Raw genomic sequence first — 22039 nt, forward strand, 5'->3', positions numbered from 1 at the left:
AATTTGACCACTGACCGTGGCCGAATCGGAGGTTTCGGGACTTGAACTTGTCATTTGCGCATTGCATTGCTCTTGTTTTTCGGCCCTAGTACCGCACCAACGCAATCAACAACACCAGGACGACCCGTGACAGACAGCACTCCCGTCATCGAGATCAAGAACCTGCACAAAAGCTTTGGCAATCTCGAAGTCCTCAAAGGAGTGGACATCACCGCCCATCGCGGCGACGTGGTGTCGTTGATCGGATCATCCGGGTCGGGCAAATCCACCCTCCTGCGCTGTTGCAACCTGCTGGAAGACAGCCAGGAGGGCGAGATCCTGTTCAAAGGTGAGCCGGTGCGCTGGACGGGAACCCGCGATCACCGCCGCCCCGCCGATCCCAAGCAGGTGCTGCGCATCCGTACCAACCTGTCGATGGTGTTCCAGCAGTTCAACCTTTGGGCTCACATGACCATCCTGCAGAACGTGATGGAAGCCCCGATTACCGTGCTGGGCCGTGACCGGCACGAGGTCGAGGACAGCGCCCGCAAATACCTGGACAAGGTTGGCATCGGCGACAAATGCGACGCCTATCCCGCGCAGTTGTCTGGCGGCCAGCAACAGCGCGCCGCGATCGCGCGGGGCCTGTGCATGGAGCCTGAGGCGCTGCTGTTCGACGAGCCGACCTCGGCGCTGGATCCCGAGCTGGAACAGGAAGTGATCAAGGTGATCAAGGATCTGGCCGCCGAAGGCCGCACCATGATCATCGTCACGCACGACATGCAGATGGCGGCCGACATCTCAAGCCACGTGGTGTTTCTGCACCAGGGCCTGATTGAAGAAGAAGGCTCGCCCGAAGATATTTTCACTGCTGCCGAATCCGAAAGGCTTCGGGGCTTTCTCTCCGCCACAAAGGCGGCGTAAAATCAGGACAGAACCAAACAGGGGAGTTACCAATGAAAAACCTGATTCTGACCACTGCAGCGCTGGCGCTTGGCGCTGGTATGGCCATGGCCGACACGGTCCGCATGGGCACCGAGGGCGCCTATCCTCCGTACAACTTCATCAACGACGCCGGCGAGATCGACGGCTTCGAGCGTGAGGTCGGCGACGAGCTGTGCAAACGCGCCCAGCTGGAATGCGAATGGGTCAAGAACGACTGGGATTCGATCATTCCGAACCTGGTCTCGGGCAACTACGACACCATCATCGCGGGCATGTCGATCACGGCCGAGCGTGATGAGGTCATCGACTTCACCCAGGACTACTATCCGCCGACCGCTTCGGCCTATGTCGCAACCTCGGCGGATGCTGACGTGACCGGCGGCGTCGTCGCCGCACAGACCGCCACCATCCAGGCCGGCCACGTGGCCGAGTCGGGCGCAACTCTGGTTGAGTTCGCGACGCCCGAGGAAACCATCGCCGCCGTGCGCAACGGTGAGGCTGATGCCGTTCTGGCCGACCGCGACTACCTGGTGCCGCTGGTCGAGGAATCGAATGGCGAACTGGTCTTTGTCGGCGATCCGGTTCCGCTGGGCGGTGGCGTCGGCATGGGCCTGCGCGAAAGCGATGCCGAACTGCGCGGCAAGTTCGATGCCGCCATCACCTCGATGAAAGAGGACGGCACCCTGAACGAGATGCTGAAAAAGTGGTTTGGTGAAGACACCGCCACCTACGCACCTGACGGCTCGGTCGTCACCAACTAAGCATCCGGTCCTGCGGTTCGGCGCCACGCGCGCCGAACCCACCCCGGCCCGCGCCGGACCCGACGTTCGAAAGACGCCCCATGTTTTCCTACTGCGCTGATCCCGACACGCTCGGCACGTTCCGCTGGTTTTCATGCTATCTGACCAACGGCGTGCACTGGTCGTTCTACCTGTCGTTCATCAAGGTTCTGGCCTTGCTGGCGGTGACGGCCCCGGTGGCGTTGGCTTTCGGCTTTGCGGGGGCCATGGCGGCGCGGTCGCATGTCCCGCCACTCGGTTGGCTGGGCAAGGGCTATATCGCCATCGTGCGCGGTGTGCCCGACATTGCGTTTTTCCTGTTTTTCGTGATCGCCCTGGACCAGGGGTTCGAGTGGATGCGACATCAGGTGCTGTGTCCCGACTGGACCGATCCGATCCGCCAGGGCAACGATTTCCTCGTCTGCCCCCAGGCCAAGCTGCCGCTGGGCACCGCACCGGAATGGGTGCACGAAACCTACGGCTTTTTCCTGGCCGTCATCACCTTCTCGATCGTGTTTGGTGCCTTCGCCGCCAACGTGCTGTTCGGCGGCATGCGCGCCGTGCCGCTGGCGCAGCTTGAAACCGCCGAGGCCTATGGCATGACGCGCCGCCAGACCTTCTGGCGCATTCTCGTGCCGCAGATGTGGGTCTATGCCCTGCCCGGCCTGTCGAACCTGTGGATGGTGCTGATCAAGGCCACGCCGCTGCTGTTCCTGCTGGGGGTCGAAGACATCGTCTATTGGGCGCGCGAGCTGGGCGGCACCAAGACCTCGAAATTCACCGCCTATCCGCATGGCGACTGGCGCATGTGGTACTTCCTGTTCCTGCTGGTTTTCTACCTTGGCATGACCCGCGTTTCCGAGATCGGCCTCGAACGGCTGATGCGCCGGCTATCTCACGGTCAGGCCACATCGGGCGGAGAGCTGCTGCGCAAGGAGACCACCGCATGAGCTGCCTGCAGACCATCCAGGATTACGGCCTGCGTTCGATCGGGTTTGGCGAGCGCCTGCTGCCGCGCAGCGATTTCACCCTGTGCGAACAGTTCACCCTGATCGGTTCAGGGATGATCTGGAACATCTATTTCGGCGTGATGGCGCTGGCCACCGGGTTCTTCCTGGCCACGGCCGTGGCCCTGGGCAAGGCGTCCAGCCGCAAGTGGCTGCGCAAACCCTCCGAATGGTTCATCTTCATCTTCCGCGGCTCACCACTGTTCATCCAGTTCTTCTTTGCCTACTTCCTGTTCCTGTCGCTCAAGAAGAGCTACCCGATGTTCGACGCCTTCACCTCGGCCTGGCTGGGGGCGCTGATCGTGCTGTTCCTGAACACTGCCGCCTATTCGGGCGAGATCTTCTATGGCGCGCTGCGGTCGATCCCCAAGGGAGATATCGAGGCCGCCGATGCCTATGGCATGTCCGGCTGGTCGCGCTTCCGCCGGATCGTGTGGCCCACCATGCTGCGACTGGCCTGGCCCGCCTACACGAACGAGGCGATTTTCCTGTTCCATGCCACCACGCTGGTCTTCTTCTCGGCCTTTCCGGCCTGGCAGCAACGCGGGGACGCGCTTTACTATGCCAGCTATTTCGCCGACAAGACGTTCAACCCGTTCGTCCCCTACCCGATCCTGGCGTTCTATTTCATCCTGCTGACGCTGGTGATCGTGGGCGTGTTCGGCCTGATCAACAAGCGGCTGAACCGGCACCTGCCGGTGGCGCGCAAGGCCAAGATTCGGTTTCGCCTGAACCTGGCGCGCTGAGGCGCCGGGACTCAGGCCATCCGCAACCGGCCCAGCATCGGGCAGTCCACCGACCCTTCGGCGCAGTTTGCCGTCAGCTCGCCCAGGGCGGCCTCCAGCCGTTGCAGTTCGGCGATCTTGCGGCGGACGCTGTCCATGTGGCGTTGGGCCAATGCGCTGACATCTGCGCAATCAGCCGCGCCGCCCTCGGACAGGTCCAGCAGGGCCTTTGCATCGCCCAGCGAAAACCCCAGGTCACGGCAGCGTTTCAGAAACCGCAACCGCCCCACATCCTGCGCGGAATACAGCCGCCGATTGTTGGCCGCCCGCGCTGGGCGCGGCACGATGCCTTCACGCTCGTAATACCGGATGGTCTCGATCCCTACGCCGCTTTGACGGGCCGCTTCACCGATCGCAATCATGTGACCTCGTTTCGCTTGATCCTGTAGTGGCTACAGGATTTATACCTCTGCCCACACGCTGCGGCAATGCTGCGGCCCCTGAATGACGGAGGAACAAGATGCGCGGATTTCTCGGCCTCAGCTTTGCCGGATCCCTGTCGGCCTTGGGTGTGGGCGCATGCTGCGTGCTGCCGATGACGATGATGTTGCTGGGCCTTGGCGGCAGTTGGCTGGCTGTCTTTGGCCAGATCGCGGCGCTCAGCTACTATGTTCTGGCGACCTCGACGGCGCTGGTCGCGGTGGCTTGGCTGGTGGCCTATCGGCGCAATGCCGTGCGCCATCTGAAATGGGGCTTGGCGGCCAGCACCGCGATGACCGCCCTCGCCTGGGTCGTCGTGTTCAACGAGGCCCGCATCAACGAATTTCTGATCCAACAGATGTGAGACCATGACAGACACGACCGTAACGCTTGAAAGCACCCTGACCTGCCCCGCCTGCGGCCACGCGCAGACCGAGACCATGCCCACCGACGCCTGCCAGTGGTTCTATGAATGCAGCGCCTGTCACACGGTACTGAAACCCAAGCCGGGTGATTGCTGTGTCTATTGCTCGTACGGAACCGTAGCCTGCCCGCCCATTCAGCAAGGCGACAGCTGCTGCGGATAATTTGATCAAATATCGTGACAAGGGCATAAAGCTCGACTAGGTTTGCCGCAGCACAGCTACGGAGCCCCAGATGGACCTTGCCGCCCTGCATACATTTCGCGTCGCCGCCTGTGACCTGAACGGCCAGATGCGCGGCAAACGCGTGCCCCCGTCTTACGCCGACAAGCTGGACAGCGGCGCGGTGCGCATGCCGTTTTCGGCGCTGAACGTCGATCTGTGGGGCGCCGATATCGAGGGCAGCCCGCTGGTGTTCGAAACCGGTGACGCCGATGGCGTACTGCGCCCGACCGAGCGCGGCCCGGTGCCGATGCCCTGGCTGACCACACCCACGGCGCTGGTGCCGATGTGCCTGTACGACGATCACGGCACACCCTTTGCCGGCGATCCCCGCCACGCGCTGGCCGCAGTCCTGTCGCGCTATGCCCAGCGCGGATGGAAAGTTGTTGCCGCGACCGAGCTGGAATTCACCCTGCTTGACTCCTCGGACGCGCAACCAAAGCCCCCGCACAACCCGGTCACCGGCCGTCGGCTGCGCGGCGAGGCGGTGCTGTCGATGGCCGAAATGGACGCCTTCGACGCCTTTTTCACCGAACTTTATGACGGGTGCGCCGAAATGGGGATTCCCGCCCAAACGGCAATCTCAGAGAGCGGTATCGGCCAGTTCGAAATCAATCTGAACCATCAGGATGCCATGCGCTGCGCCGATGATACGTGGCTTTTCAAGGCATTGACCCGTGGGTTGGCCCGCAAGCACGGCTTTACCGCGACCTTCATGGCCAAACCCTATGCCGATGATGCTGGGAACGGAATGCATGTGCATTTTTCCGTGCTGGATGACCAGGGACGCAACGTGTTTGACAATGGCGGGCGTGAAGGGACCGAAATCCTGCGCTCTGCCGTCGCCGGCTGTCTGGCCGCCATGCCCGGCAGCACGCTGATCTTTGCTCCGCATGGCAATTCTTACACGCGGCTCGTGCCCGGAGCCCATGCCCCCACAGGCGCGGCCTGGGCCTATGAGAACCGGACCGCGGCAATCCGCATTCCGGGCGGAGCGCCCGCTGCCCGCCGGATCGAGCACCGCGTGGCCGGCGGCGACATCAACCCTTATCTGATGCTGGCCGCGGTTCTGGGCGCGGCTCTGATCGGCATCGAGGACGGCCTTCAACCCCCGCCCCCGATCACGGGAAATGCCTACGAGATCGAAGGGCTTCCGCAATTGGCAGGGGACTGGGATTCGGCCATTTCGGCATTCGAGACGGACCCGATCATCGCGCGCATCTTCTCCGAGGATCTGATCCGAAACATGGTGATGACCAAAAGGCAGGAATCCGCACGCTTTGCCGACATGGACCCCGACAGTCACTGGCTGAGCTATCTGGAGTCCGTATGATCCTCTTGCCCGTGGATCGAGACTCGGGTAGATTGAATTTGATCAAATTTGGTGACTCATGAAAATCGGCATACTGCAGACTGGCCACGCGCCCGAACCGCTGGAACGATCGTTCGGCGACTACGACCTGATGTTTCAACAGCTTCTGGACGGCAACGATTTCGAGTTCGTGACCTATGCGGTGGTGGATGATGTGTTCCCCGACAGCGCAAGCGATTGCGATGGATGGGTGATCACCGGCTCGCGTCATGGCGCCTACGAAGATCATCCGTGGATCCCCAAGCTCGAGCAATTGATCCGCGAGATCCAAGCGGCACGGAAACCGTTGATCGGGGTCTGTTTCGGCCACCAGATCATCGCTCAGGCGTTGGGCGGCAAGGTTGAAAAGTTCGGCAAGGGTTGGGCGATCGGACGCACGGAGTATGACTATGACGGGCGCAAGGTTTCGTTGAACGCGTGGCACCAGGATCAGGTGACGGCCCTGCCCGACGGCGCCCAGCTATTGGGTAGCAACGCGTTCTGCAAGAACGCGATGGTTGCCTACGGGGACACGATCTGGACGGTTCAAGCCCATCCCGAATACTCCAACGATTTCATTCAGGGCCTCATGGAGACACGCGGAAAAGGTGTGGTGCCCGACGCCCTGATGGACGACGCAAAAAACCGATGGAACGCTCCGGATGACAACGCCAATATCGGGCGTTTCATGGCAGAGTTCCTGAAGAAAGAGAGGGCCTGATGGCCGACTGGACAGACCAACTTCCACAAGCAGCACGGGATTACATCGAAGGGCACCGACTGGACGAGGTCGAGTGCATCATCTCGGACCTGCCGGGGATTGCCCGCGGCAAGGCGGTTCCGGCATCGAAATTCGCCAAACAGGCCTATTTCCATCTACCCGACAGCATCTTCTACCAGACCATCACTGGCGACTGGGGCGAAGCCGCGGGTGAGGATGGGTTCATCGAACGCGACATGATCCTCAAGCCCGATTTCAGCACGGCCTCGGCAGCACCGTGGACCGGTGACTGGACTCTTCAGGTGATCCATGACGCCTACGACAGGGACGGCGATCCGATTCCGTTCAGCCCGCGCAACGTGCTCAAACGCGTGGTCCAGCTGTACAAGGACAAAGGGTGGAAACCGGTTGTCGCGCCCGAGATGGAGTTCTTTTTGGTCGCCCGCAACGTGGACCCGGCCAAGGGGATCGAGCCGATGATGGGCCGCTCGGGCCGTCCGGCTGCCGCACGGCAGGCCTATTCCATGACCGCCGTGGATGAATTCGGCCCCGTGATCGACGACATCTACGATTTCGCCGAGGCGCAAGGGTTCGAGATCGACGGCATCACCCAGGAGGGCGGCGCCGGTCAGCTTGAGATCAACCTGCGCCATGGCGACCCGGTCAAGCTGGCCGACGAGGTGTTTTATTTCAAACGCCTGATCCGCGAGGCTGCGCTGCGTCACAACTGCTTTGCCACCTTCATGGCCAAACCGATCGAGGATGAACCGGGATCGGCCATGCACATCCATCACTCGATCATCGACATGGAGACGGGCAAGAACCTGTTCTCGGGGCCTCAGGGCGGCGAGACGGACGCGTTCTACAACTTCATCGCCGGTCTGCAGCTGCACCTGCCCGCCGGGCTGGCGGTGATGGCGCCCTACGTCAACTCGTACCGGCGCTACGTCAAGGACCATGCCGCCCCGATCAACCTGGAATGGGCGCGCGACAATCGCACCACGGGGATACGTGTGCCGCTGTCGGGTCCCGACAGCCGGCGGGTGGAAAACCGCATCGCCGGGATGGATTGCAACCCCTATCTGGGCATCGCCGTGTCGCTGGCCTGTGGCTATCTTGGTCTGGTCAATCAGGACCGCCCGCGCCGTCAGTTCTATGGCGACGCTTACGAAGGTGACGGCGACATCCCGCAGGTCATGGGCAACGCGCTGGATCTGTTCGACGAGGCCGAAGCCTTGCATCAGGTTCTGGGCCCCGAGTTCGCACGGGTCTACAGCATCGTAAAACGCGCCGAGTACGAGGAGTTCCTGCAGGTGATTTCGCCGTGGGAGCGTGAACACCTGCTGCTGAACGTCTGAGCCATGTGCGCCATGAACCTGCTGTACAGCAATGACAAACGCGGCACCTACCCGCCCAGCTGGTATGCCGCCACCGCGCACCCGCGAACCCCGACCGAGCCGCTGCGCGGCGATGTCACTGCCGACGTTTGCGTCGTGGGTGGAGGGTATACGGGCCTTTCGACCGCGCTGCACCTGGCCGAGGCCGGTTTCAGGGTGGTCCTGCTTGAAGCGCATCGCGTGGGTTTCGGCGCCTCGGGGCGCAACGGCGGGCAACTGGGCAGCGCCCAGCGCATGGATCAGGAGGACCTGGAAAAGCTGGTCGGGCGCGACGACGCGGCCAAGCTGTGGGATCTGGCCGAAGACGCAAAAACGCTGACCAAATCCCTGATCGAACGCTACGGCATCGATTGCGACCTGAAACCGGGCATCGCCACACTGGGCTTCAGCGACGGCGAACGGGGCGAATTGCACGCCCACGCCAAGCACCTGAAAACCGCCTACGGCTATGACCAATTCGAGCTGCTGGATGCCGAAGCCGGGCGCGTGCTTTGCCCCTCGCCGGCCTATGCAGGCGGATACCTGGACATGGGCGCGGCCCATCTGCACCCGTTGAACTATGCGCTGGGTCTGGCCGAGGCCGCCTTGGCCGCCGGCCTGACGCTGCACGAAAACACCGAGGTTCTGGGCATCGAGGAAGGCCCGCGCGTCACCGTTCGCACCGAACAGGGTTCGATCACGGCCGACCATCTGGTTCTGGCTTGCAATGGCTATCTGGGCAAATTGAACCGCAAGGTCGCGGCGCGGGTCATGCCGATCAACAATTTCATCGCCGCGACCGAGCCGCTGGGCGCCGAGGCTACAAAGGTTCTGACGCAGGACGTGGCGGTTGCCGACACGAAATTCGTGGTGAACTATTTCCGGCTCAGCGCCGATGGGCGGCTGTTGTTCGGCGGTGGCGAGAGCTATGGCTATCGCTTTCCATCCGACATCGCCGCCAAGGTTCGCAAACCGATGACCGAGATCTTTCCACATCTGCGCGACGTTCGGATCGACTATGCGTGGGGCGGCACGCTGGCTATCACCATGCGGCGGATGCCCTACCTGACGCGTCTGGCGCCAAACATCCTGTCGGCCTCGGGCTATTCCGGTCATGGGGTCGGCACGGCGACTCATGCCGGTCAGTTGATGGCGCTGGCCATCCAGGGCCAGGCCGAAGGATTCGAAACGATGGCCCGCGTGCCCGCTCTGCCTTTTCCCGGAGGCTCGGCCCTGCGCAGCCCTCTGCTGGTACTGGCGATGACTTGGTATGCCCTGCGTGATCGGCTGGGCCTTTGACCCACCACTTGTGACGGTTCGGTGAAATTTCGCCCAGCAGGCGAATGAAGGCTTGGTTTGCTCAGCTTTTCATTTTATCTTTTCCAAACATAGAATTTGGGATTATCGAATATGACGCTGCCACCCAACGTCCATGACGCCGAACCCATCCCTGCCGCCGCCAAAGACGCGATCGAGTCCCTGATGCAATCCGGGGACCTGTTCCGCTATACCGCGCCGCAGGACGCGCCGGTTGCTTTGCTTGAGGCAGAGTTCGCCGAGTTGCTGGGCAGCAAATACGCGCTGGCGGTGTCGTCCTGTTCGGCGGCTCTGTTCCTGTCGCTCAAGGCACTGGGGCTGCCGCGGGACGCGCGGGTGCTGATCCCGGGCTTTACCTTTGCGGCGGTGCCCTCGTCGGTGGTGCATGCCGACTGCCTTCCGGTCCTGTGCGAGGTGGGCGACAATTACCGCATCGACATCGACGATTTCGCGGCCAAGCTCGACGACGCTCAAGCGGTGATCATCAGCCACATGCGCGGCCATACCTCGGACATGGACGCGATCATGGCGCTGTGCGACGCGCGCGACATCCCGGTGATCGAGGACGCGGCCCATTCGCTGGGCACCACTTGGCATGGCCGCAACATCGGCACCATCGGCAAGATGGGCTGTTTCTCGTTCCAGTCCTACAAGATGATCAACGCAGGCGAAGGGGGCATCCTTGTCACAGACGATGCCGACCTGGTCGCCCGCGCCGTGATCATGTCGGGCGCCTACGAGCACAACTGGAAAAAACACAAAGGCCCGCACGGCCAGAATACTCCCGACCTGGAGCTGGCCTTTGCCCGCTGGCAGAACAAGCTGCCGCTCTACAATCTGCGCATGAGCAACCTCAGTGCCGCGGTGATCCGCCCCCAACTGCCCGAATTGGCGCGGCGGGTGCGGGACGGGCTGGCCAACCACGATTATGTCGCGCAGCGCCTGAACAGCTCACCGCACGTCCACGTACCCGACCCGCTGACACCGGAACGGCGTGCGCCGGATTCGATCCAGTTCAACCTTGTCGACCTGAACAAAGACCAGATCAAGGCATTTGCCGCTGCCGCCGAGGGCCGTGGCGTCAAGGTGCAGGTCTTTGGTCTGAGCGAGGACAACGCCCGCGCCTTCTGGAACTGGCAGTTTCTGCCAGAGCAGGTCGAGTTGCCTCGAACACGCGCAATGCTGATGTCGGCCTGTGACGTGCGTCTGCCGGTGCGCCTGACCCGTGCTGAACTGGATGTAATCGCCGACATCATCCTGGCCTCGGTCGGCGAGGTTACCGCGCCCGAAGTGGCCTTCGGCACCTGACCCCAACACAAGAAAGACAAGGCCCGGGTTGTCCGGGCCTGTCTGGTATCAGCTGAGCTTGGAAAGCTTCTGCTGCAATTCAGCCAGTTGTTTCTTGATGTCGTCCAGGTCTTCTTTGGACTCGGACTTGCCTTCTTCGTCCTTGTCCGGCCCGGACCAATTGCCCGACAGCCCGCCTGTCATGGCCTTCAGGAACGCCTGCTGCTGCGCCTGCATTGCTTCGAACCCAGGCATGCTGCTCATGGGGTTCATCGCATTCATGTTTTCCATCATCTTGGCCTGGCTTTCGCGCAGCATCTCAAAGCTGGACTGCAGGAATTGCGGCATCATGCCCCCGCCCGGCACCATGTAGCTGCGGACAAGGTCATTCAGCACGTTCACAGGCAGAACGTTCTCACCCCGGCTTTCATGTTCGGCAATGATTTGAAGTAGATACTGTCGTGTCAGGTCGTCGCCGGTTTTCAGGTCGATGATCTGAACCTCGCGCCCGTCGCGGATGAACCCAGCGATGTCCTCGAGCGTGACGTAGTCGCTGGTCTCGGTGTTATACAGCCGACGGCTGGCATACCGCTTGATCAGCAGAGGTTTTTCTTTGTCCGACACCGTTTACCCTCCCCAAGGATGATGCGTTGCAGCAGAGGTTATGCGACTGCAGAACAAAAAGAAAGGGCAGGTCAATGGACCTGCCCTTAGCGATTGCACCAATTTGGGAGGGATGGGTGCGTTTCGCGGATCTTGCTTACTTGGCAGCCGTTGCTTTCTTGGCAGCAGCGGTCACTTCGTTGGTGGCTTTCTTGACGGCCGCGGTGGTTTCTTCCGCAGCTTCTTTGCCAGCAGCCATCAGCAGCTCGACGGTTTCCGACTGAACTTTCTTGGCGATTTCAGCGAAAGCAGCCAGGTTCTCGGCAGCAACTTCAGCCGAAGCGCTGGCGAAATCGGTTGCTGCTTTGGCGTAGTCGGCCGGCTCTGCTTTGGCTTTCGACATCTCGCTCAGCTTGGCCAGAGTTTCCTTGGTCCACTTGTTCGAGATTTCAGCCGATTTCTCGGCAGCTTCCAGAGCAACACCCGACAGCTTTTCGTTCAGCGAAGCGGTCGATTTGAATGCATTTTCAACGGCGGAGGTGTCCACCGGGAACGCGCCCATCATGTCTTTCATGATCGCAGTAAAGTCTTGGGTCTTTGCCATTGTCCTAATCCTTTCAGCCGGTCCGGGCCCACCCCGGGTTTCATCAGCTTGAGGACAATATGATTGCTGCGGCGCAGCATTTCAAGTTTTTTGTTGCTGCACCGCAGAATTTTTTAGTTTCAATGTGAAATCAAGACTTTGGTTTGGCGACTACATAGGTTCCCGGCGCCGGAGCCAACGGTGGATGGCTCGAATCACCCGGTTTGCGTGCCGGAACCTGCTTGCCAGACCGCTTCTTCAACCAAGCCTCCCAGCGGGGCCACCACGAGCCTTCGTGGAAGCTTGCCTCTTTCATCCAGGTATCGGCACCCGCCTTGAGATCGGGGTTGGTGTAGTGACCGTATTTCTTTTTGCTGGGCGGATTGACGATGCCTGCAATATGTCCCGATTCCGAAACGATGAAGGTTTTGCTGCGGGAACCCATTTTCTGCACACCGCGATAGCAGTCCTTCCAAGCGGCGATATGGTCCGTCTCGCAGGTGATCGCCATCAACGGCACATCCACGTCGCGGACATGCAGCTTGTGGCCCATCAATTCGAACCCGTCCGAGGCGAACTCGTTGCGCTGACACAAGCCACGTAGATACTGCACCGCCATTTTCGCGGGCAGGTTCGCGCCGTCCCCGTTCCAGTACAACAGGTCAAAGGCGGGAGGCGTTTCGCCCAGCATGTAGCTGCGGATAGCCGGTCCATAAACCAGGTCGCGAGACCGAAGGAACGACATCGTGCGCGCCATGATCCATGACCGCAGCACACCTTCCTTGTTCACCTCTTCCTCGATCCCGTCGATGAAATCATTCTGCAGGAAGGGGGTAAACTCGCCCTGATCCGAAAAATCGGTCAGCGCCGTAAAGAACGTGGCGGATTTGATCGACTTGTCACCGCGCTGTTTCAAAAGCGACAGAGTGAGGCTCAAGGTCGTTCCGGCAATGCAGTACCCGACCGCATTGACTTGTTTGACCTTGCAGATCTTCTTGGCCTCTTCGACCGCCGTCAGGAATCCGTCCTGAACGTAGTCATCCATTCCCGTTTCGGCATAGCTGGCATCCGGATTGACCCAGCTGACGACGAACAAGGTATAGCCCTGATCGGTGATCCACTTGATCAGGCTGTTCTGTGCCTTCAGATCCAGGATGTAGAACTTGTTGATCCAGGGCGGGAACAGAACGACGGGGGTTTCATAAACCGTCTCAGTCGCAGGACTGTACTGGATCAGTTCCATCATCCGATTTCGATAGACGACTTCTCCGGGTGTTGTGGCCAGGTTGCCGCCCACCTTGAACGCGTTTTCATCCGCCAGCTTGACGATCAGCTCGCCATCATTGGCTTCGAGATCGGCAACAAGATTCTCCAGCCCTTGGATCAGCGACTGGCCATCGGTTTCGATCGCCTTCTGCAGAGCGTCGGGGTTGGTCGGCAGGAAATTCGTCGGCGACATCATGTCGACAATCTGCTGCGAGAAGTATTTCAGCCGCCGCTTGTCCTTGGCGTCCAAGTCCTCGACCGACTCCACCGCGTTCGCGATGGCTTCGGCATTGGTCAGGTATTGCTGGCGGACGAGACGGAAATAGGGGTTCGTATCCCACAGCGGGTTCGAGAAGCGTTTGTCCTTGCTCGGAGCCTCGTCCGCTTCGCCTTCACCCGCCAGCAGGGCCTGCTGCGCCGCAGCAAAATTCAGGACGGACTTGCCCCAGTATTCCAGCTGTTGTTCCAACAACTTGGCCGGGTTCTGTAGGGCCTCGGCCCAATAAGCTGTTGCTGCTCTTGCAAAAAGTTCCTGATTCGGGCCGTCCAGCGCGGGAGTATGAGCTTTTTTCGACGCCATCACCTCGATCAGCCGCTTGGACAGATCTTCGACTTTCAGCATGTTTTCCTTAAGGCGTTCAACGTGTTCGTCACTTAAGTCGGGCATGTGGCCTTCACTTGTTGTCATTTTAACAAATCCCCCCTAACCTCGCTGCTGTGCAGAATATCGTCGTGGGCACCGGGGGGCAAAGCGACGAATGGTCCGAACTCTCAGGCTGACATTTAGGAGGCCATTCCCGTGCGTTACATGATGACCTACGACCTGATGGAAACCATGCGCAACACCAACCAATGGCTTGGTGCAACCGCAAGCGCGATGGCGTCCTACCCCCAGTTTTCCATGATACCCAACCCGGCATTCAACTGGATGGCCGCGTGGGGCGAAGTAACCGAACGCACGTTTCAACGCATGGTCGTGAAACCCGATTGGGGTATCCGAACGTTTACCTGCGAAGACGGCAAAGATCATCTGGTGGATGTCACCTCCGTGCTTGAACGCCCGTTTGGCGATCTGGTCCACTTTCGCGTGAATGGCCGCAAAGAGCAACCGCGCAAGGTGCTGTTGGTTGCGCCAATGTCCGGACACTACGCCACCCTGCTGCGCTCGACCGTGAAGAGCCTGCTGGTCAATTGCGAAGTCTACGTGACCGATTGGCATAACGCGCGCGACATCCCCGTGTCCGAAGGCAAGTTCGATGTCGAGGACTACACCCTGTACCTTGTCGATTTCATGAAGGAGCTGGGGCCGGACACGCATGTCGTCGCTGTCTGCCAGCCCGCGCCCCTGACCCTTGCAGCGACGGCGTACCTTGCCGAAACCGACCCAAAGGCGCAGCCCAGCACGCTGACGCTGATCGGTGGCCCGGTTGACCCTGATGCAACCCCGACCGAAGTCACCGATTTCGGCCGCCGCGTGACCATGGGCCAGCTTGAGGAAACGATGATCCAGCGGGTGGGCTTCAAATACAAGGGCGTGGGACGCATGGTTTATCCCGGGCTTCTTCAATTGGCATCCTTCATGTCGATGAATGCCGAGCGCCATGGCAAGGCGTTCTCCGACCAGATCCAGCGCGTCATGCGGGGTGAGGCGTCGGATCATGACGCCCACAACCGTTTCTACGATGAATATCTGGCCGTGATGGACATGACGGCAGAGTTCTACCTCTCGACGGTCGAGCGGGTGTTCAAGAACCGTGAGATCGCCCGGAATGAGTTCATCGTGGCTGGCCACAAAGTCGACATCGGCAAAATCACGGATGTGGCGGTCAAGACGGTCGAAGGCGCCAATGACGACATCTCGGCCCCCGGTCAGTGTATCGCGGCGCTGGACTTGTGCACCGGCCTGCCCGACAGCAAGAAGGCCAGCCATGTCGAACCCGGCGCGGGCCATTACGGTATCTTCGCCGGACGCAGTTGGCGTGACAATATCCGCCCGCTGGTCATAGACTTCATGAACGAAAACAGCCGCAAACCGCGCCGCCGCGCGGCCAACAGCAACAAGGTTGCTTGATGTCCGCAGACCCGGCGCCTGCCCTTCCGTTCGCCTGCAACTGCGGTGAGATTAGCGGCGAGATCACGGCCAAAGGGGTGTCCAGTGGCACCCATGTCGTCTGTTTCTGCCCAGATTGCCGCGCCGGACAGCTGTATTTCGGTCAACCTGACCCCGCACCGGGACCGGTAGACATTTTTCAGATGTCGCCCGAATATATCCGCATCACCAAAGGCGCCGAGTACCTGACCGTGATGCGGCTGGGACCCAAAGGTCTGTTTCGATGGTACGCCAAATGCTGCAACGCGCCTTTGGCGACCACCACCAGCAGCATGAAATTCCCCTTTGCCGGATTTGATGTCGCCAGGTTTTCCGATCCATCCCCTCTGGGGCCTGTGAAGACCCGCGCCCATGTCCCGCAGGCGAATGGCAAATGGAAGCACGAGAATGTGGCTCCTGCTGTTCTCGGCATGATCCGCAGAGTCATTTCGGCGCGCCTTTCCGGTCGTTGGAAGCAGACTCCGTTCTTCGACGTCGCAACCGGCGATCCGGTCGTGGCTCCGCATGTCATCAGCCTTGAAGAACGCAAGGCGCTGTACGACTAGAAAGCCCGCACGGGTATGTTCAACCAGTCGGACAGCGCGTCGGTGGTTTCACCCGGCGCTTCAAGCGTTGGAAGATGCCCCGCCATGTCCACCACATGCAAGGCTGCACCGGGGATCAACTCGGCCATGAAACTGTGTTTTCTGACCGGCGTCAGAGTGTCGTGTGCCCCGCACAGAACCAATGTCGGCACCTTTATTCGCCGCAATGTGCCCTGCTGATCCGGGCGGCGCTGCAGAGCGCGCATTTGGCGCACGAACAGTTCCGGTCCCAGCTCCAGCGCCATTTCCAGCATGTCGTTCAATATCGGGATCCGCTGCGGTCCGGGGGCCAGCGTGTCCGAACCCAGAACCTTGCGCATGACATCCTCAAGACGGCCAGCCTGTGCCGAAACGATCAGCTCTTCGCGGTCAGCGGCGATCTGGGGGGTATCGGCCTGCGCATCCGTCGCCATGAGGCAAAGGCGGGTCACGCGTTCCGGGGCGCGGCGCACCAGTTCCAACGCAACAATGCCCCCCATGCTCAGACCAGCCAACGCAAAGCGGTGCGGCAACTGGTCCAAAAGCGCCGAGGCAATCTCTTCGATCCGATCACCGCCGCCGATCGGCGCGACCATTACCGGCCTGGTCTGAGACAGCCGGGTTGTCTGTGGCTGAAACAGCCGTGCATCGCACATCAATCCTGGCAACAAGACCAGCGGCTCGATCACGCAGGGCCTCCTTGTACTGGCCGATCGGCTCGGCCGTTTTGTTGATCAGGATGAGAGTTTCGGCGCAGACGGGCAAGAAAAACTTTAAGGATAGCGGATTGCGCGAAATTCGGGAAAGTCCGCATAGCGCCGCCGGCGTTCGCTCAGAGTCTCATCCGGATCGGCACCGGCCCTGAGCAGACTGCCACGGGGCGCAATGTAGCTGTCGATCCGGCGCAACGGGGTGGGCCGCCACACCAGATTGAAGGCGCAGAGTTTGGGAAAGAACCAGATCTCGGAATAATCCAGATGATCGTGCATCCACCAGGCCAGATCGCGCCAGTCCCTGCCTTGTGCGTAACGGTCGGCAAACCATGGGATCACGATCGAGGCTCCGGCAATTCGCGCCTCGCCTGTGCCGCGGTCCCAGATGTGGCATTCAAGGGGATGATCGTTGCGGGCGCAGTTCAACTTGTTCTCGTTTCCAAACCGGTTCAGCGAGGGCGACCGGTATCCAGACCGGACGGCAACACGCCCGAATGTTTCCTCCAACGGGTCCAGAAGGGTTTCGCAAAATGCACGGCCGGTTTCGATGGCAAGACCCGGGTTGTCCGGCAGGTTCTGTTTTTCGTGAAAGTTCCCGATCTCGGAATACAGGAAATCGCGCATGAAGAAATGGCGCGACAGGCGCACGCGGCCCAAGGTCTCGAGGCTCCACATGCTGCCTGGTCGGCGCATTTTCAATACCCGTTCCAACGAAAGGCCCCATCCGGCGCGAGGGCCGAGTACGGGTTGAACGCAACCTCCCAGATCGAACCATCCGGTGCCCGAAAATACCCATGGTGCCCGCCCCAGAACACGTCCGAGGCTGGTTTCAGGATTTCGGCCCCCGCTGCCTCGGCAGCTTGCAACAGTTCGGCGACACCCTCCTTGGATCGGCAATTGTGGCTGAGCGTCAGCGCGCCGCGACCCAGGGTTTCAACGCCAACCCCGATTTCTTCGGCCAGCGCGGTCAATGGGTACAGACCCAGCGTCTGGCCGATCAGGTCAAAAACGATCACCCCGTCCGGGCTGTCGGTACGACGCCAGCCCAGCGCCTCGTAAAAGCGGGCTGCGGCTTCGGGATCTTCGGCCCCGATCGTGATCAGGCTGACGCGTTGCTCCATCACTCCACCCCCAAACCGTTCAGCCATTGCAGAATACCTGCCACCGTCGCATCGGTCTGCCCCGGCGACATCAGCCGTCCGGCAATGACGTGCGATTGCGGGTCGTCACCCGACCCCATAGTTACGGTCTGAACGGTCGCAGGTGCCCCCCAGTCTTTTGCAACTTTGTGAGTCAGGTCGGGCCGAACCACCTGATCGTCATCCGAGAACCAGAACAGAGCCGGCACCAGTGCGCCTGAAAAATCCAGCTCGTAGACGGTATCGACCAGCACTGACATCGGAACCACCGCCTCCCACGGATAAGAGGACGACCAGTACAGATTCTTTTCCGGATCAGGGCCCGACACGTCGCGGGTTTCGCCCATCAGAAACGGCAGCCAGCTGCGCGCCCACGGCAGCGACGGGATCCAGGATCCGGCCGCCTGCACCCCGAAATTGGGCGAGATGAACACCATCCCGACCACGTCCTTGCTCAGTTCGGGGTCCAGCGCCGCGGCTGCCGCCAGGGTCCCCCCGGTCGAGGTCGAGACCACGATGACCTTGTCGCCCACGGCTCGGGCGGCGGCCAGGCCTTCGGCCATGTCCCGCATCCAGCCCGAGGCCGTCCCTTCGGCCATTGCCAGCCCGTCTCGCCCGTGCCCCTGCAGGCGCGTATAGACCAGATTGGCCCCCAGCGCGTCGGCGATCCTGTCGGGCACCGGGCGGATTTCCTCGGACGAGGCCGAGAACCCGTGCACATAAAGCACAGAATAGGGTGTGCGCCGTTCCTTGAATCCGTCCCGCCAGATCACCCGCTTTTCGACACCCGGCACGATATCGTCATAGGCGGACTCGATGCTTTCGAAATAGACCTGAATCCCCTCGCCGAACTTGCGCGGATCGAACCGCGGGTGCAGATCCACCTCTTCGCGCGGGCCCAACCAGTAGATCAGCCCGCCGACCACCACCAACGCCAGCAAGGCCCGCCCGAGAAACCGCCCCAGCCGCCGCATCAGTTGCCCCCCATCACGTCGCGAACCGCATCTTCGATCAGCCCCAGACACGGCCCGTCCGAGAACCGGTGGTCGGCATCCTTGACCAACAACAGCCGCATGTCCGGACCGCTGGCATGGTCGAGCAGCCGTACCGCCGTCTCGGTGGAAACCGCCGTATCCGCCGTGCCTTGCAGGAACCGCACCGGAAACGGCAGGTTCAAGGGCGACCGCAACACCAGCCGCGTCCGCCCATCCTCGATCATCCGCTTGGTGATGATGTAGGGCTCCATGTAGTCCGAGGGCAGTTCAACATGCCCGACCGTCTCCAGCGCCTGTTTCTGTTCGTCGCTGAACGAGGACCAATAGCCGTCCTCGGTGAAATCCGGCGCCGCAGCGATGGTGACCATCCCCGCGATCCGCTCGGGCATGGCCCGCGCAAGCAGCAATGCCTGCCAGCCGCCCATAGACGAACCAACCACGATCAGCGGCCTTTCGGTCAGCGCTGAAACCGCCGCAACCGTGTCCTCATGCCAATCCCCGATGCACCCCTCCTCGAACCGGCCGGAGCTTTCGCCATGCCCGGAATAGTCGAACCGCAGATAGGCCTGCCCACGTGCCCGCGCCCAGTCCTCGAGATGCACCGCCTTGGTGCCCTCCATGTCCGACTTGAGGCCACCCAAGAAAACGACCGTGGGCCCCGCCCCTTCGCTCTTGTGATAGGCCAGCCGCCGCCCCTGCGGCGTTTCCAGAAATGTCGTCGCTGCCATGAAATCCTCACATGCTTTTACAGCATCATGCACGCGCCGCGCCCAAGTGCAATTCCCGCCCCTCCGTCATCTCGAGACAGATATCCCGCGGCACGCTTGGAGCAGAGCCCTCTGCCCGCCGACGCTTGACACAGACCCCACCACCTGCCAAACGGACCCGACAGCATAACCCGCAACCGGGCGTTCAGTGGGCGCCAAACCGACGAGGAGAGCCAGACCATGGCCCTGGATTCAAAATCCGTCTCTCTTACCTTCCCCGATGGCAATTCCCGATCCTACGCGGCAGGCGTCACGCCGGCCGAGGTCGCTGCCGACATCTCCACCTCGCTGGCGAAAAAGGCCATCTCGGCCACCGTCAACGGCCAGCACTGGGACCTGCAGTGGCCCATCGAACAGAATGCCGAAATCGCCCTTCACACGATGAAGGACGAGGCCCAGGCCAACGAGCTGATCCGCCACGACTTCGCCCACGTGATGGCCCGCGCGGTGCAGGAAATCTGGCCTGACACCAAGGTCACCATCGGCCCGGTCATCGAAAACGGCTGGTATTACGACTTCGACCGCGCAGAACCCTTCACGCCCGAAGATCTCGGCCTCATCGAGAAAAAGATGAAAGAGATCATCAACAAGCGCGATCCCGTCACCACCGAGATCTGGGACCGCGAGCGTGCCATCGCGTTCTACAAGGCCAACAACGAGCCCTACAAGGTCGAGCTGATCGAGGCGATTCCGGGTGACGAGCCGGTGCGCATGTATTGGCACGGCCATTGGCAGGATCTCTGCCGCGGCCCGCACCTGCAGCATACCGGCCAACTACCCGGCGACGCGTTCAAGCTGATGTCCATCGCCGGCGCCTACTGGCGTGGCGACAGCAACCGCCCGATGCTGCAGCGTATCTATGGCGTTGCCTTCACCGGCAAGGAAAAGCTCAAGGCGCACCTGCACATGCTGGAAGAGGCCGCCAAGCGCGACCACCGCAAGCTGGGCCGCGAAATGGACCTGTTCCATATGCAGGAAGAGGCCCCGGGCCAGATCTTCTGGCACCCCAACGGCTGGACCATCTACACCCAGCTTCAGGACTATATGCGGCGTGCCCAGCACCGCGGCGGCTATGTCGAGGTCAACACCCCGCAGGTGGTCGATCGCAAGCTGTGGGAACGCTCGGGCCACTGGGACAAGTACCAGGAAAACATGTTCATCGTCGAAGTTGACGAGGAACACGCCCGCGAAAAGGCCGTGAACGCGCTCAAGCCGATGAACTGTCCCTGCCACGTGGAAATCTTCAAACAGGGCCTGAAATCCTACCGCGACCTGCCGCTGCGCATGGCCGAGTTCGGATCCTGCGCGCGCTACGAACCCTCGGGCGCGCTGCATGGCATCATGCGGGTCCGGGGTTTTGCCCAGGACGACGCGCATATCTTCTCGACCGAGGACCAGATCGGCGACGAATGTGCCCGCTTCATCGGGTTTCTGACCGATGTCTACAAAGATCTGGGCTTTGACAGCTTCAAGGTCAAATTCTCGGATCGCCCCGAACAGCGCGCCGGCTCTGACGAGGTCTGGGACAAGGCCGAAGAAGCCCTGCTGACCGCCACCCGCGCTGCAGGGGTCGAGCCGGAACTGAACCCCGGCGAAGGCGCCTTCTATGGGCCGAAGCTGGAATTCGTCCTGACCGACGCGATCGGGCGTGACTGGCAGTGCGGCACCTTCCAGGTGGATTTCGTCCTGCCCGAACGGCTGGACGCCACCTATATCGGCGCTGATGGGGCCAAACACCGTCCGGTGATGCTGCACCGCGCCTGCCTGGGGTCGTTCGAACGGTTCATCGGCATCCTGATCGAAGAACACGCCGGCAAACTGCCGTTCTGGCTGGCGCCGCGCCAGGTCGTCGTGGCCTCGATCACCTCCGAGGCCGATGACTATGTTCTGGAAGTGGTCGAAACGCTCAAGGCTGCCGGTGTCCGGGCCGAGGCCGACATCCGCAACGAGAAAATCAACTACAAGGTCCGCGAACATTCCGTCGGCAAGGTCCCGGTGATCCTGGCCGTCGGCCACCGCGAGGTCGAAGAGCGCACAGTCAGCGTACGCCGTCTGGGCGAGAAGCAGACCCAGGTCCAGCCGCTTGACGCTGTAACAAAAGAGCTGGCGCACGCGGCAACACCCCCTGATCTTCTGTAACATTCGGCACAGTCTTGCCGCCAATCCGGCCCCAGCACGGGGCCGGATTGAAACATTTCTGGATTTCCTAATTTATTACAGTGTGTTAACTTGCAAGGGGCATTAACGCTCCCTGACACAGCCGTGAGACACGGGCTCGTGAATTCAACAGAGCAGTGTCAGCCGTTACCTTTGTCACTGTCACAAGCAGACATACGCAATCACGAAAAGGATTACCTGAGATGTCGAACACCGCCAAAACCCTCGTAATCGCAAGCGCCGTTGCCGCAGCCGTTGCGGGCTCTGCAACCACCGCCGCCGCTCAGGCCAAAGAAAAATGCTATGGCGTATCGCTGGCAGGCCAGAACGACTGCGCCGCCGGACCGGGCACCACATGTGCCGGCACCTCGACCGTGGATTACCAAGGCAACGCCTGGACGTTGGTCGATGCGGGCACCTGCGCCGACATCGAGCTGCCCAAATCCGCGGAGGGAACGCCCCGCAAAGGCTCGCTCGAGCCGCTGGAACGCGATCTGCCGGCATAAGGCACGGGAAGGAATGTCAGGGGCGG

General features: G+C 61.2%; 24 protein-coding genes. 15 read left to right on the forward strand and 9 right to left on the reverse strand.

Annotated features, from left to right (window positions below; translation table 11 throughout):
* Window positions 1–126 precede the first annotated feature (126 nt).
* The 4 genes from AC2FML_RS05315 to AC2FML_RS05330 all read left to right on the forward strand — a co-directional run bounded on the left by AC2FML_RS05315 (window position 127) and on the right by AC2FML_RS05330 (window position 3456).
* Window positions 127–903 carry an ABC transporter ATP-binding protein gene (locus AC2FML_RS05315; protein ID WP_093962540.1) on the forward strand — a complete coding sequence of 259 codons (777 nt, stop codon included), beginning with the start codon at window positions 127–129 and terminating at the stop codon, window positions 901–903.
* A gap of 32 nt (window positions 904–935) precedes the next feature.
* Window positions 936–1685, forward strand: coding sequence for a transporter substrate-binding domain-containing protein (locus tag AC2FML_RS05320; RefSeq protein WP_093962541.1), 750 nt, complete (start codon window positions 936–938; stop codon window positions 1683–1685).
* An 80-nt stretch (window positions 1686–1765) separates the two neighbouring features.
* Complete coding sequence (locus AC2FML_RS05325; RefSeq protein ID WP_170358530.1) at window positions 1766–2653, forward strand: ABC transporter permease; 888 nt, start codon at window positions 1766–1768, stop codon at window positions 2651–2653.
* Window positions 2650–3456 (forward strand): ABC transporter permease, encoded by an 807-nt coding sequence (locus AC2FML_RS05330; protein ID WP_496782284.1) that lies wholly within the window; start codon window positions 2650–2652, stop codon window positions 3454–3456. Before AC2FML_RS05325 ends, AC2FML_RS05330 begins: the two co-directional genes overlap by 4 nt.
* Before the next feature lie 11 nt (window positions 3457–3467).
* On the opposite strand, the gene AC2FML_RS05335 is transcribed toward AC2FML_RS05330, so the two are convergent.
* On the reverse strand, window positions 3468–3857 hold the full coding sequence (locus AC2FML_RS05335; RefSeq protein WP_170358527.1) for a MerR family transcriptional regulator: 390 nt from the start codon (window positions 3855–3857) through the stop codon (window positions 3468–3470).
* A 98-nt stretch (window positions 3858–3955) separates the two neighbouring features.
* On the opposite strand from AC2FML_RS05335, the gene AC2FML_RS05340 reads away from it, so the two are divergent.
* From AC2FML_RS05340 to AC2FML_RS05370, 7 genes are all read left to right on the forward strand, one after another.
* Complete coding sequence (locus AC2FML_RS05340) at window positions 3956–4279, forward strand: hypothetical protein (protein ID WP_496782286.1); 324 nt, start codon at window positions 3956–3958, stop codon at window positions 4277–4279.
* A gap of 4 nt (window positions 4280–4283) precedes the next feature.
* On the forward strand, window positions 4284–4502 hold the full coding sequence (locus AC2FML_RS05345; protein ID WP_170366499.1) for a GDCCVxC domain-containing (seleno)protein: 219 nt from the start codon (window positions 4284–4286) through the stop codon (window positions 4500–4502).
* A 70-nt stretch (window positions 4503–4572) separates the two neighbouring features.
* The gene (locus tag AC2FML_RS05350; RefSeq protein ID WP_496782288.1) at window positions 4573–5892 is read left to right on the forward strand and encodes a glutamine synthetase family protein; all 1320 of its coding nucleotides are present in this window, start codon (window positions 4573–4575) and stop codon (window positions 5890–5892) included.
* A 58-nt stretch (window positions 5893–5950) separates the two neighbouring features.
* Window positions 5951–6631, forward strand: a complete 681-nt coding sequence (locus tag AC2FML_RS05355) for a type 1 glutamine amidotransferase (RefSeq protein WP_170438709.1) — start codon at window positions 5951–5953, stop codon at window positions 6629–6631.
* On the forward strand, window positions 6631–7989 hold the full coding sequence (locus AC2FML_RS05360) for a glutamine synthetase family protein (protein WP_170338296.1): 1359 nt from the start codon (window positions 6631–6633) through the stop codon (window positions 7987–7989). Before AC2FML_RS05355 ends, AC2FML_RS05360 begins: the two co-directional genes overlap by 1 nt.
* Before the next feature lie 12 nt (window positions 7990–8001).
* Window positions 8002–9306, forward strand: coding sequence for an NAD(P)/FAD-dependent oxidoreductase (locus AC2FML_RS05365; RefSeq protein WP_496782289.1), 1305 nt, complete (start codon window positions 8002–8004; stop codon window positions 9304–9306).
* Between the two features lie 111 nt (window positions 9307–9417).
* The gene (locus tag AC2FML_RS05370; protein ID WP_496782291.1) at window positions 9418–10632 is read left to right on the forward strand and encodes a DegT/DnrJ/EryC1/StrS family aminotransferase; all 1215 of its coding nucleotides are present in this window, start codon (window positions 9418–9420) and stop codon (window positions 10630–10632) included.
* A 48-nt stretch (window positions 10633–10680) separates the two neighbouring features.
* On the opposite strand, the gene phaR is transcribed toward AC2FML_RS05370, so the two are convergent.
* The 3 genes from phaR to AC2FML_RS05385 all read right to left on the reverse strand — a co-directional run bounded on the left by phaR (window position 10681) and on the right by AC2FML_RS05385 (window position 13751).
* Window positions 10681–11235 carry a polyhydroxyalkanoate synthesis repressor PhaR gene (gene phaR, locus AC2FML_RS05375; RefSeq protein WP_170438704.1) on the reverse strand — a complete coding sequence of 185 codons (555 nt, stop codon included), beginning with the start codon at window positions 11233–11235 and terminating at the stop codon, window positions 10681–10683.
* A 136-nt stretch (window positions 11236–11371) separates the two neighbouring features.
* Window positions 11372–11818: a phasin, PhaP gene (locus AC2FML_RS05380; protein WP_170338288.1), complete on the reverse strand. Its 447-nt coding sequence runs from the start codon at window positions 11816–11818 to the stop codon at window positions 11372–11374.
* A gap of 130 nt (window positions 11819–11948) precedes the next feature.
* Complete coding sequence (locus tag AC2FML_RS05385) at window positions 11949–13751, reverse strand: PHA/PHB synthase family protein (RefSeq protein WP_496782293.1); 1803 nt, start codon at window positions 13749–13751, stop codon at window positions 11949–11951.
* Window positions 13752–13862: 111 nt separating this feature from the next.
* Here AC2FML_RS05385 and phaZ point away from each other — a divergent pair, with 111 nt between their 5' ends.
* Together phaZ and AC2FML_RS05395 are read left to right on the forward strand one after the other, a co-directional pair.
* A complete protein-coding gene (phaZ, locus tag AC2FML_RS05390; RefSeq protein ID WP_170337826.1) occupies window positions 13863–15134 on the forward strand; it encodes a polyhydroxyalkanoate depolymerase in 1272 nt (423 codons plus the stop codon).
* Window positions 15134–15718 carry a DUF6151 family protein gene (locus AC2FML_RS05395; RefSeq protein ID WP_496782295.1) on the forward strand — a complete coding sequence of 195 codons (585 nt, stop codon included), beginning with the start codon at window positions 15134–15136 and terminating at the stop codon, window positions 15716–15718. Before phaZ ends, AC2FML_RS05395 begins: the two co-directional genes overlap by 1 nt.
* Here AC2FML_RS05395 and AC2FML_RS05400 read toward each other — a convergent pair.
* The 5 genes from AC2FML_RS05400 to AC2FML_RS05420 form a co-directional block, all read right to left on the reverse strand.
* A complete protein-coding gene (locus tag AC2FML_RS05400; protein ID WP_496782297.1) occupies window positions 15715–16425 on the reverse strand; it encodes an alpha/beta fold hydrolase in 711 nt (236 codons plus the stop codon). The genes AC2FML_RS05395 and AC2FML_RS05400 overlap by 4 nt on opposite strands.
* Before the next feature lie 84 nt (window positions 16426–16509).
* Complete coding sequence (locus tag AC2FML_RS05405; RefSeq protein WP_170359241.1) at window positions 16510–17124, reverse strand: hypothetical protein; 615 nt, start codon at window positions 17122–17124, stop codon at window positions 16510–16512.
* 20 nt (window positions 17125–17144) lie between these two features.
* Window positions 17145–17570 carry a VOC family protein gene (locus AC2FML_RS05410; RefSeq protein ID WP_496782546.1) on the reverse strand — a complete coding sequence of 142 codons (426 nt, stop codon included), beginning with the start codon at window positions 17568–17570 and terminating at the stop codon, window positions 17145–17147.
* Window positions 17570–18562 carry an alpha/beta hydrolase gene (locus AC2FML_RS05415; protein WP_496782298.1) on the reverse strand — a complete coding sequence of 331 codons (993 nt, stop codon included), beginning with the start codon at window positions 18560–18562 and terminating at the stop codon, window positions 17570–17572. The genes AC2FML_RS05410 and AC2FML_RS05415 overlap by 1 nt, the downstream gene beginning before the upstream one ends.
* A complete protein-coding gene (locus tag AC2FML_RS05420; RefSeq protein WP_496782300.1) occupies window positions 18562–19311 on the reverse strand; it encodes an alpha/beta fold hydrolase in 750 nt (249 codons plus the stop codon). Before AC2FML_RS05420 ends, AC2FML_RS05415 begins: the two co-directional genes overlap by 1 nt.
* A 219-nt stretch (window positions 19312–19530) precedes the next feature.
* On the opposite strand from AC2FML_RS05420, the gene thrS reads away from it, so the two are divergent.
* Both thrS and AC2FML_RS05430 read left to right on the forward strand, forming a co-directional pair.
* The gene (gene thrS / locus AC2FML_RS05425; protein ID WP_496782301.1) at window positions 19531–21489 is read left to right on the forward strand and encodes a threonine--tRNA ligase; all 1959 of its coding nucleotides are present in this window, start codon (window positions 19531–19533) and stop codon (window positions 21487–21489) included.
* A 221-nt stretch (window positions 21490–21710) separates the two neighbouring features.
* Window positions 21711–22013 carry a BufA1 family periplasmic bufferin-type metallophore gene (locus AC2FML_RS05430; protein ID WP_496782303.1) on the forward strand — a complete coding sequence of 101 codons (303 nt, stop codon included), beginning with the start codon at window positions 21711–21713 and terminating at the stop codon, window positions 22011–22013.
* The last annotated feature ends 26 nt before the right edge of the window (window positions 22014–22039 follow it).

Source organism: Ruegeria sp. BHSC029, from assembly GCF_059613085.1.

Bases quoted from the DNA above. Each gene is read 5' to 3' on its own strand.
- AC2FML_RS05320 (WP_093962541.1), top strand. From the start codon at position 936: ATGAAAAACCTGATTCTGACCACTGCAGCGCTGGCGCTTGGCGCTGGT.
- AC2FML_RS05325 (WP_170358530.1), top strand. From the start codon at position 1,766: ATGTTTTCCTACTGCGCTGATCCCGACACGCTCGGCACGTTCCGCTGG.
- AC2FML_RS05330 (WP_496782284.1), top strand. From the start codon at position 2,650: ATGAGCTGCCTGCAGACCATCCAGGATTACGGCCTGCGTTCGATCGGG.
- AC2FML_RS05335 (WP_170358527.1), bottom strand. From the start codon at position 3,857: ATGATTGCGATCGGTGAAGCGGCCCGTCAAAGCGGCGTAGGGATCGAG.
- AC2FML_RS05340 (WP_496782286.1), top strand. From the start codon at position 3,956: ATGCGCGGATTTCTCGGCCTCAGCTTTGCCGGATCCCTGTCGGCCTTG.
- AC2FML_RS05345 (WP_170366499.1), top strand. From the start codon at position 4,284: ATGACAGACACGACCGTAACGCTTGAAAGCACCCTGACCTGCCCCGCC.
- AC2FML_RS05350 (WP_496782288.1), top strand. From the start codon at position 4,573: ATGGACCTTGCCGCCCTGCATACATTTCGCGTCGCCGCCTGTGACCTG.
- AC2FML_RS05355 (WP_170438709.1), top strand. From the start codon at position 5,951: ATGAAAATCGGCATACTGCAGACTGGCCACGCGCCCGAACCGCTGGAA.
- AC2FML_RS05360 (WP_170338296.1), top strand. From the start codon at position 6,631: ATGGCCGACTGGACAGACCAACTTCCACAAGCAGCACGGGATTACATC.
- AC2FML_RS05365 (WP_496782289.1), top strand. From the start codon at position 8,002: ATGAACCTGCTGTACAGCAATGACAAACGCGGCACCTACCCGCCCAGC.
- AC2FML_RS05370 (WP_496782291.1), top strand. From the start codon at position 9,418: ATGACGCTGCCACCCAACGTCCATGACGCCGAACCCATCCCTGCCGCC.
- AC2FML_RS05380 (WP_170338288.1), bottom strand. From the start codon at position 11,818: ATGGCAAAGACCCAAGACTTTACTGCGATCATGAAAGACATGATGGGC.
- AC2FML_RS05385 (WP_496782293.1), bottom strand. From the start codon at position 13,751: ATGACAACAAGTGAAGGCCACATGCCCGACTTAAGTGACGAACACGTT.
- AC2FML_RS05395 (WP_496782295.1), top strand. From the start codon at position 15,134: ATGTCCGCAGACCCGGCGCCTGCCCTTCCGTTCGCCTGCAACTGCGGT.
- AC2FML_RS05405 (WP_170359241.1), bottom strand. From the start codon at position 17,124: ATGTGGAGCCTCGAGACCTTGGGCCGCGTGCGCCTGTCGCGCCATTTC.
- AC2FML_RS05410 (WP_496782546.1), bottom strand. From the start codon at position 17,570: ATGGAGCAACGCGTCAGCCTGATCACGATCGGGGCCGAAGATCCCGAA.
- AC2FML_RS05415 (WP_496782298.1), bottom strand. From the start codon at position 18,562: ATGCGGCGGCTGGGGCGGTTTCTCGGGCGGGCCTTGCTGGCGTTGGTG.
- AC2FML_RS05420 (WP_496782300.1), bottom strand. From the start codon at position 19,311: ATGGCAGCGACGACATTTCTGGAAACGCCGCAGGGGCGGCGGCTGGCC.
- thrS (WP_496782301.1), top strand. From the start codon at position 19,531: ATGGCCCTGGATTCAAAATCCGTCTCTCTTACCTTCCCCGATGGCAAT.
- AC2FML_RS05430 (WP_496782303.1), top strand. From the start codon at position 21,711: ATGTCGAACACCGCCAAAACCCTCGTAATCGCAAGCGCCGTTGCCGCA.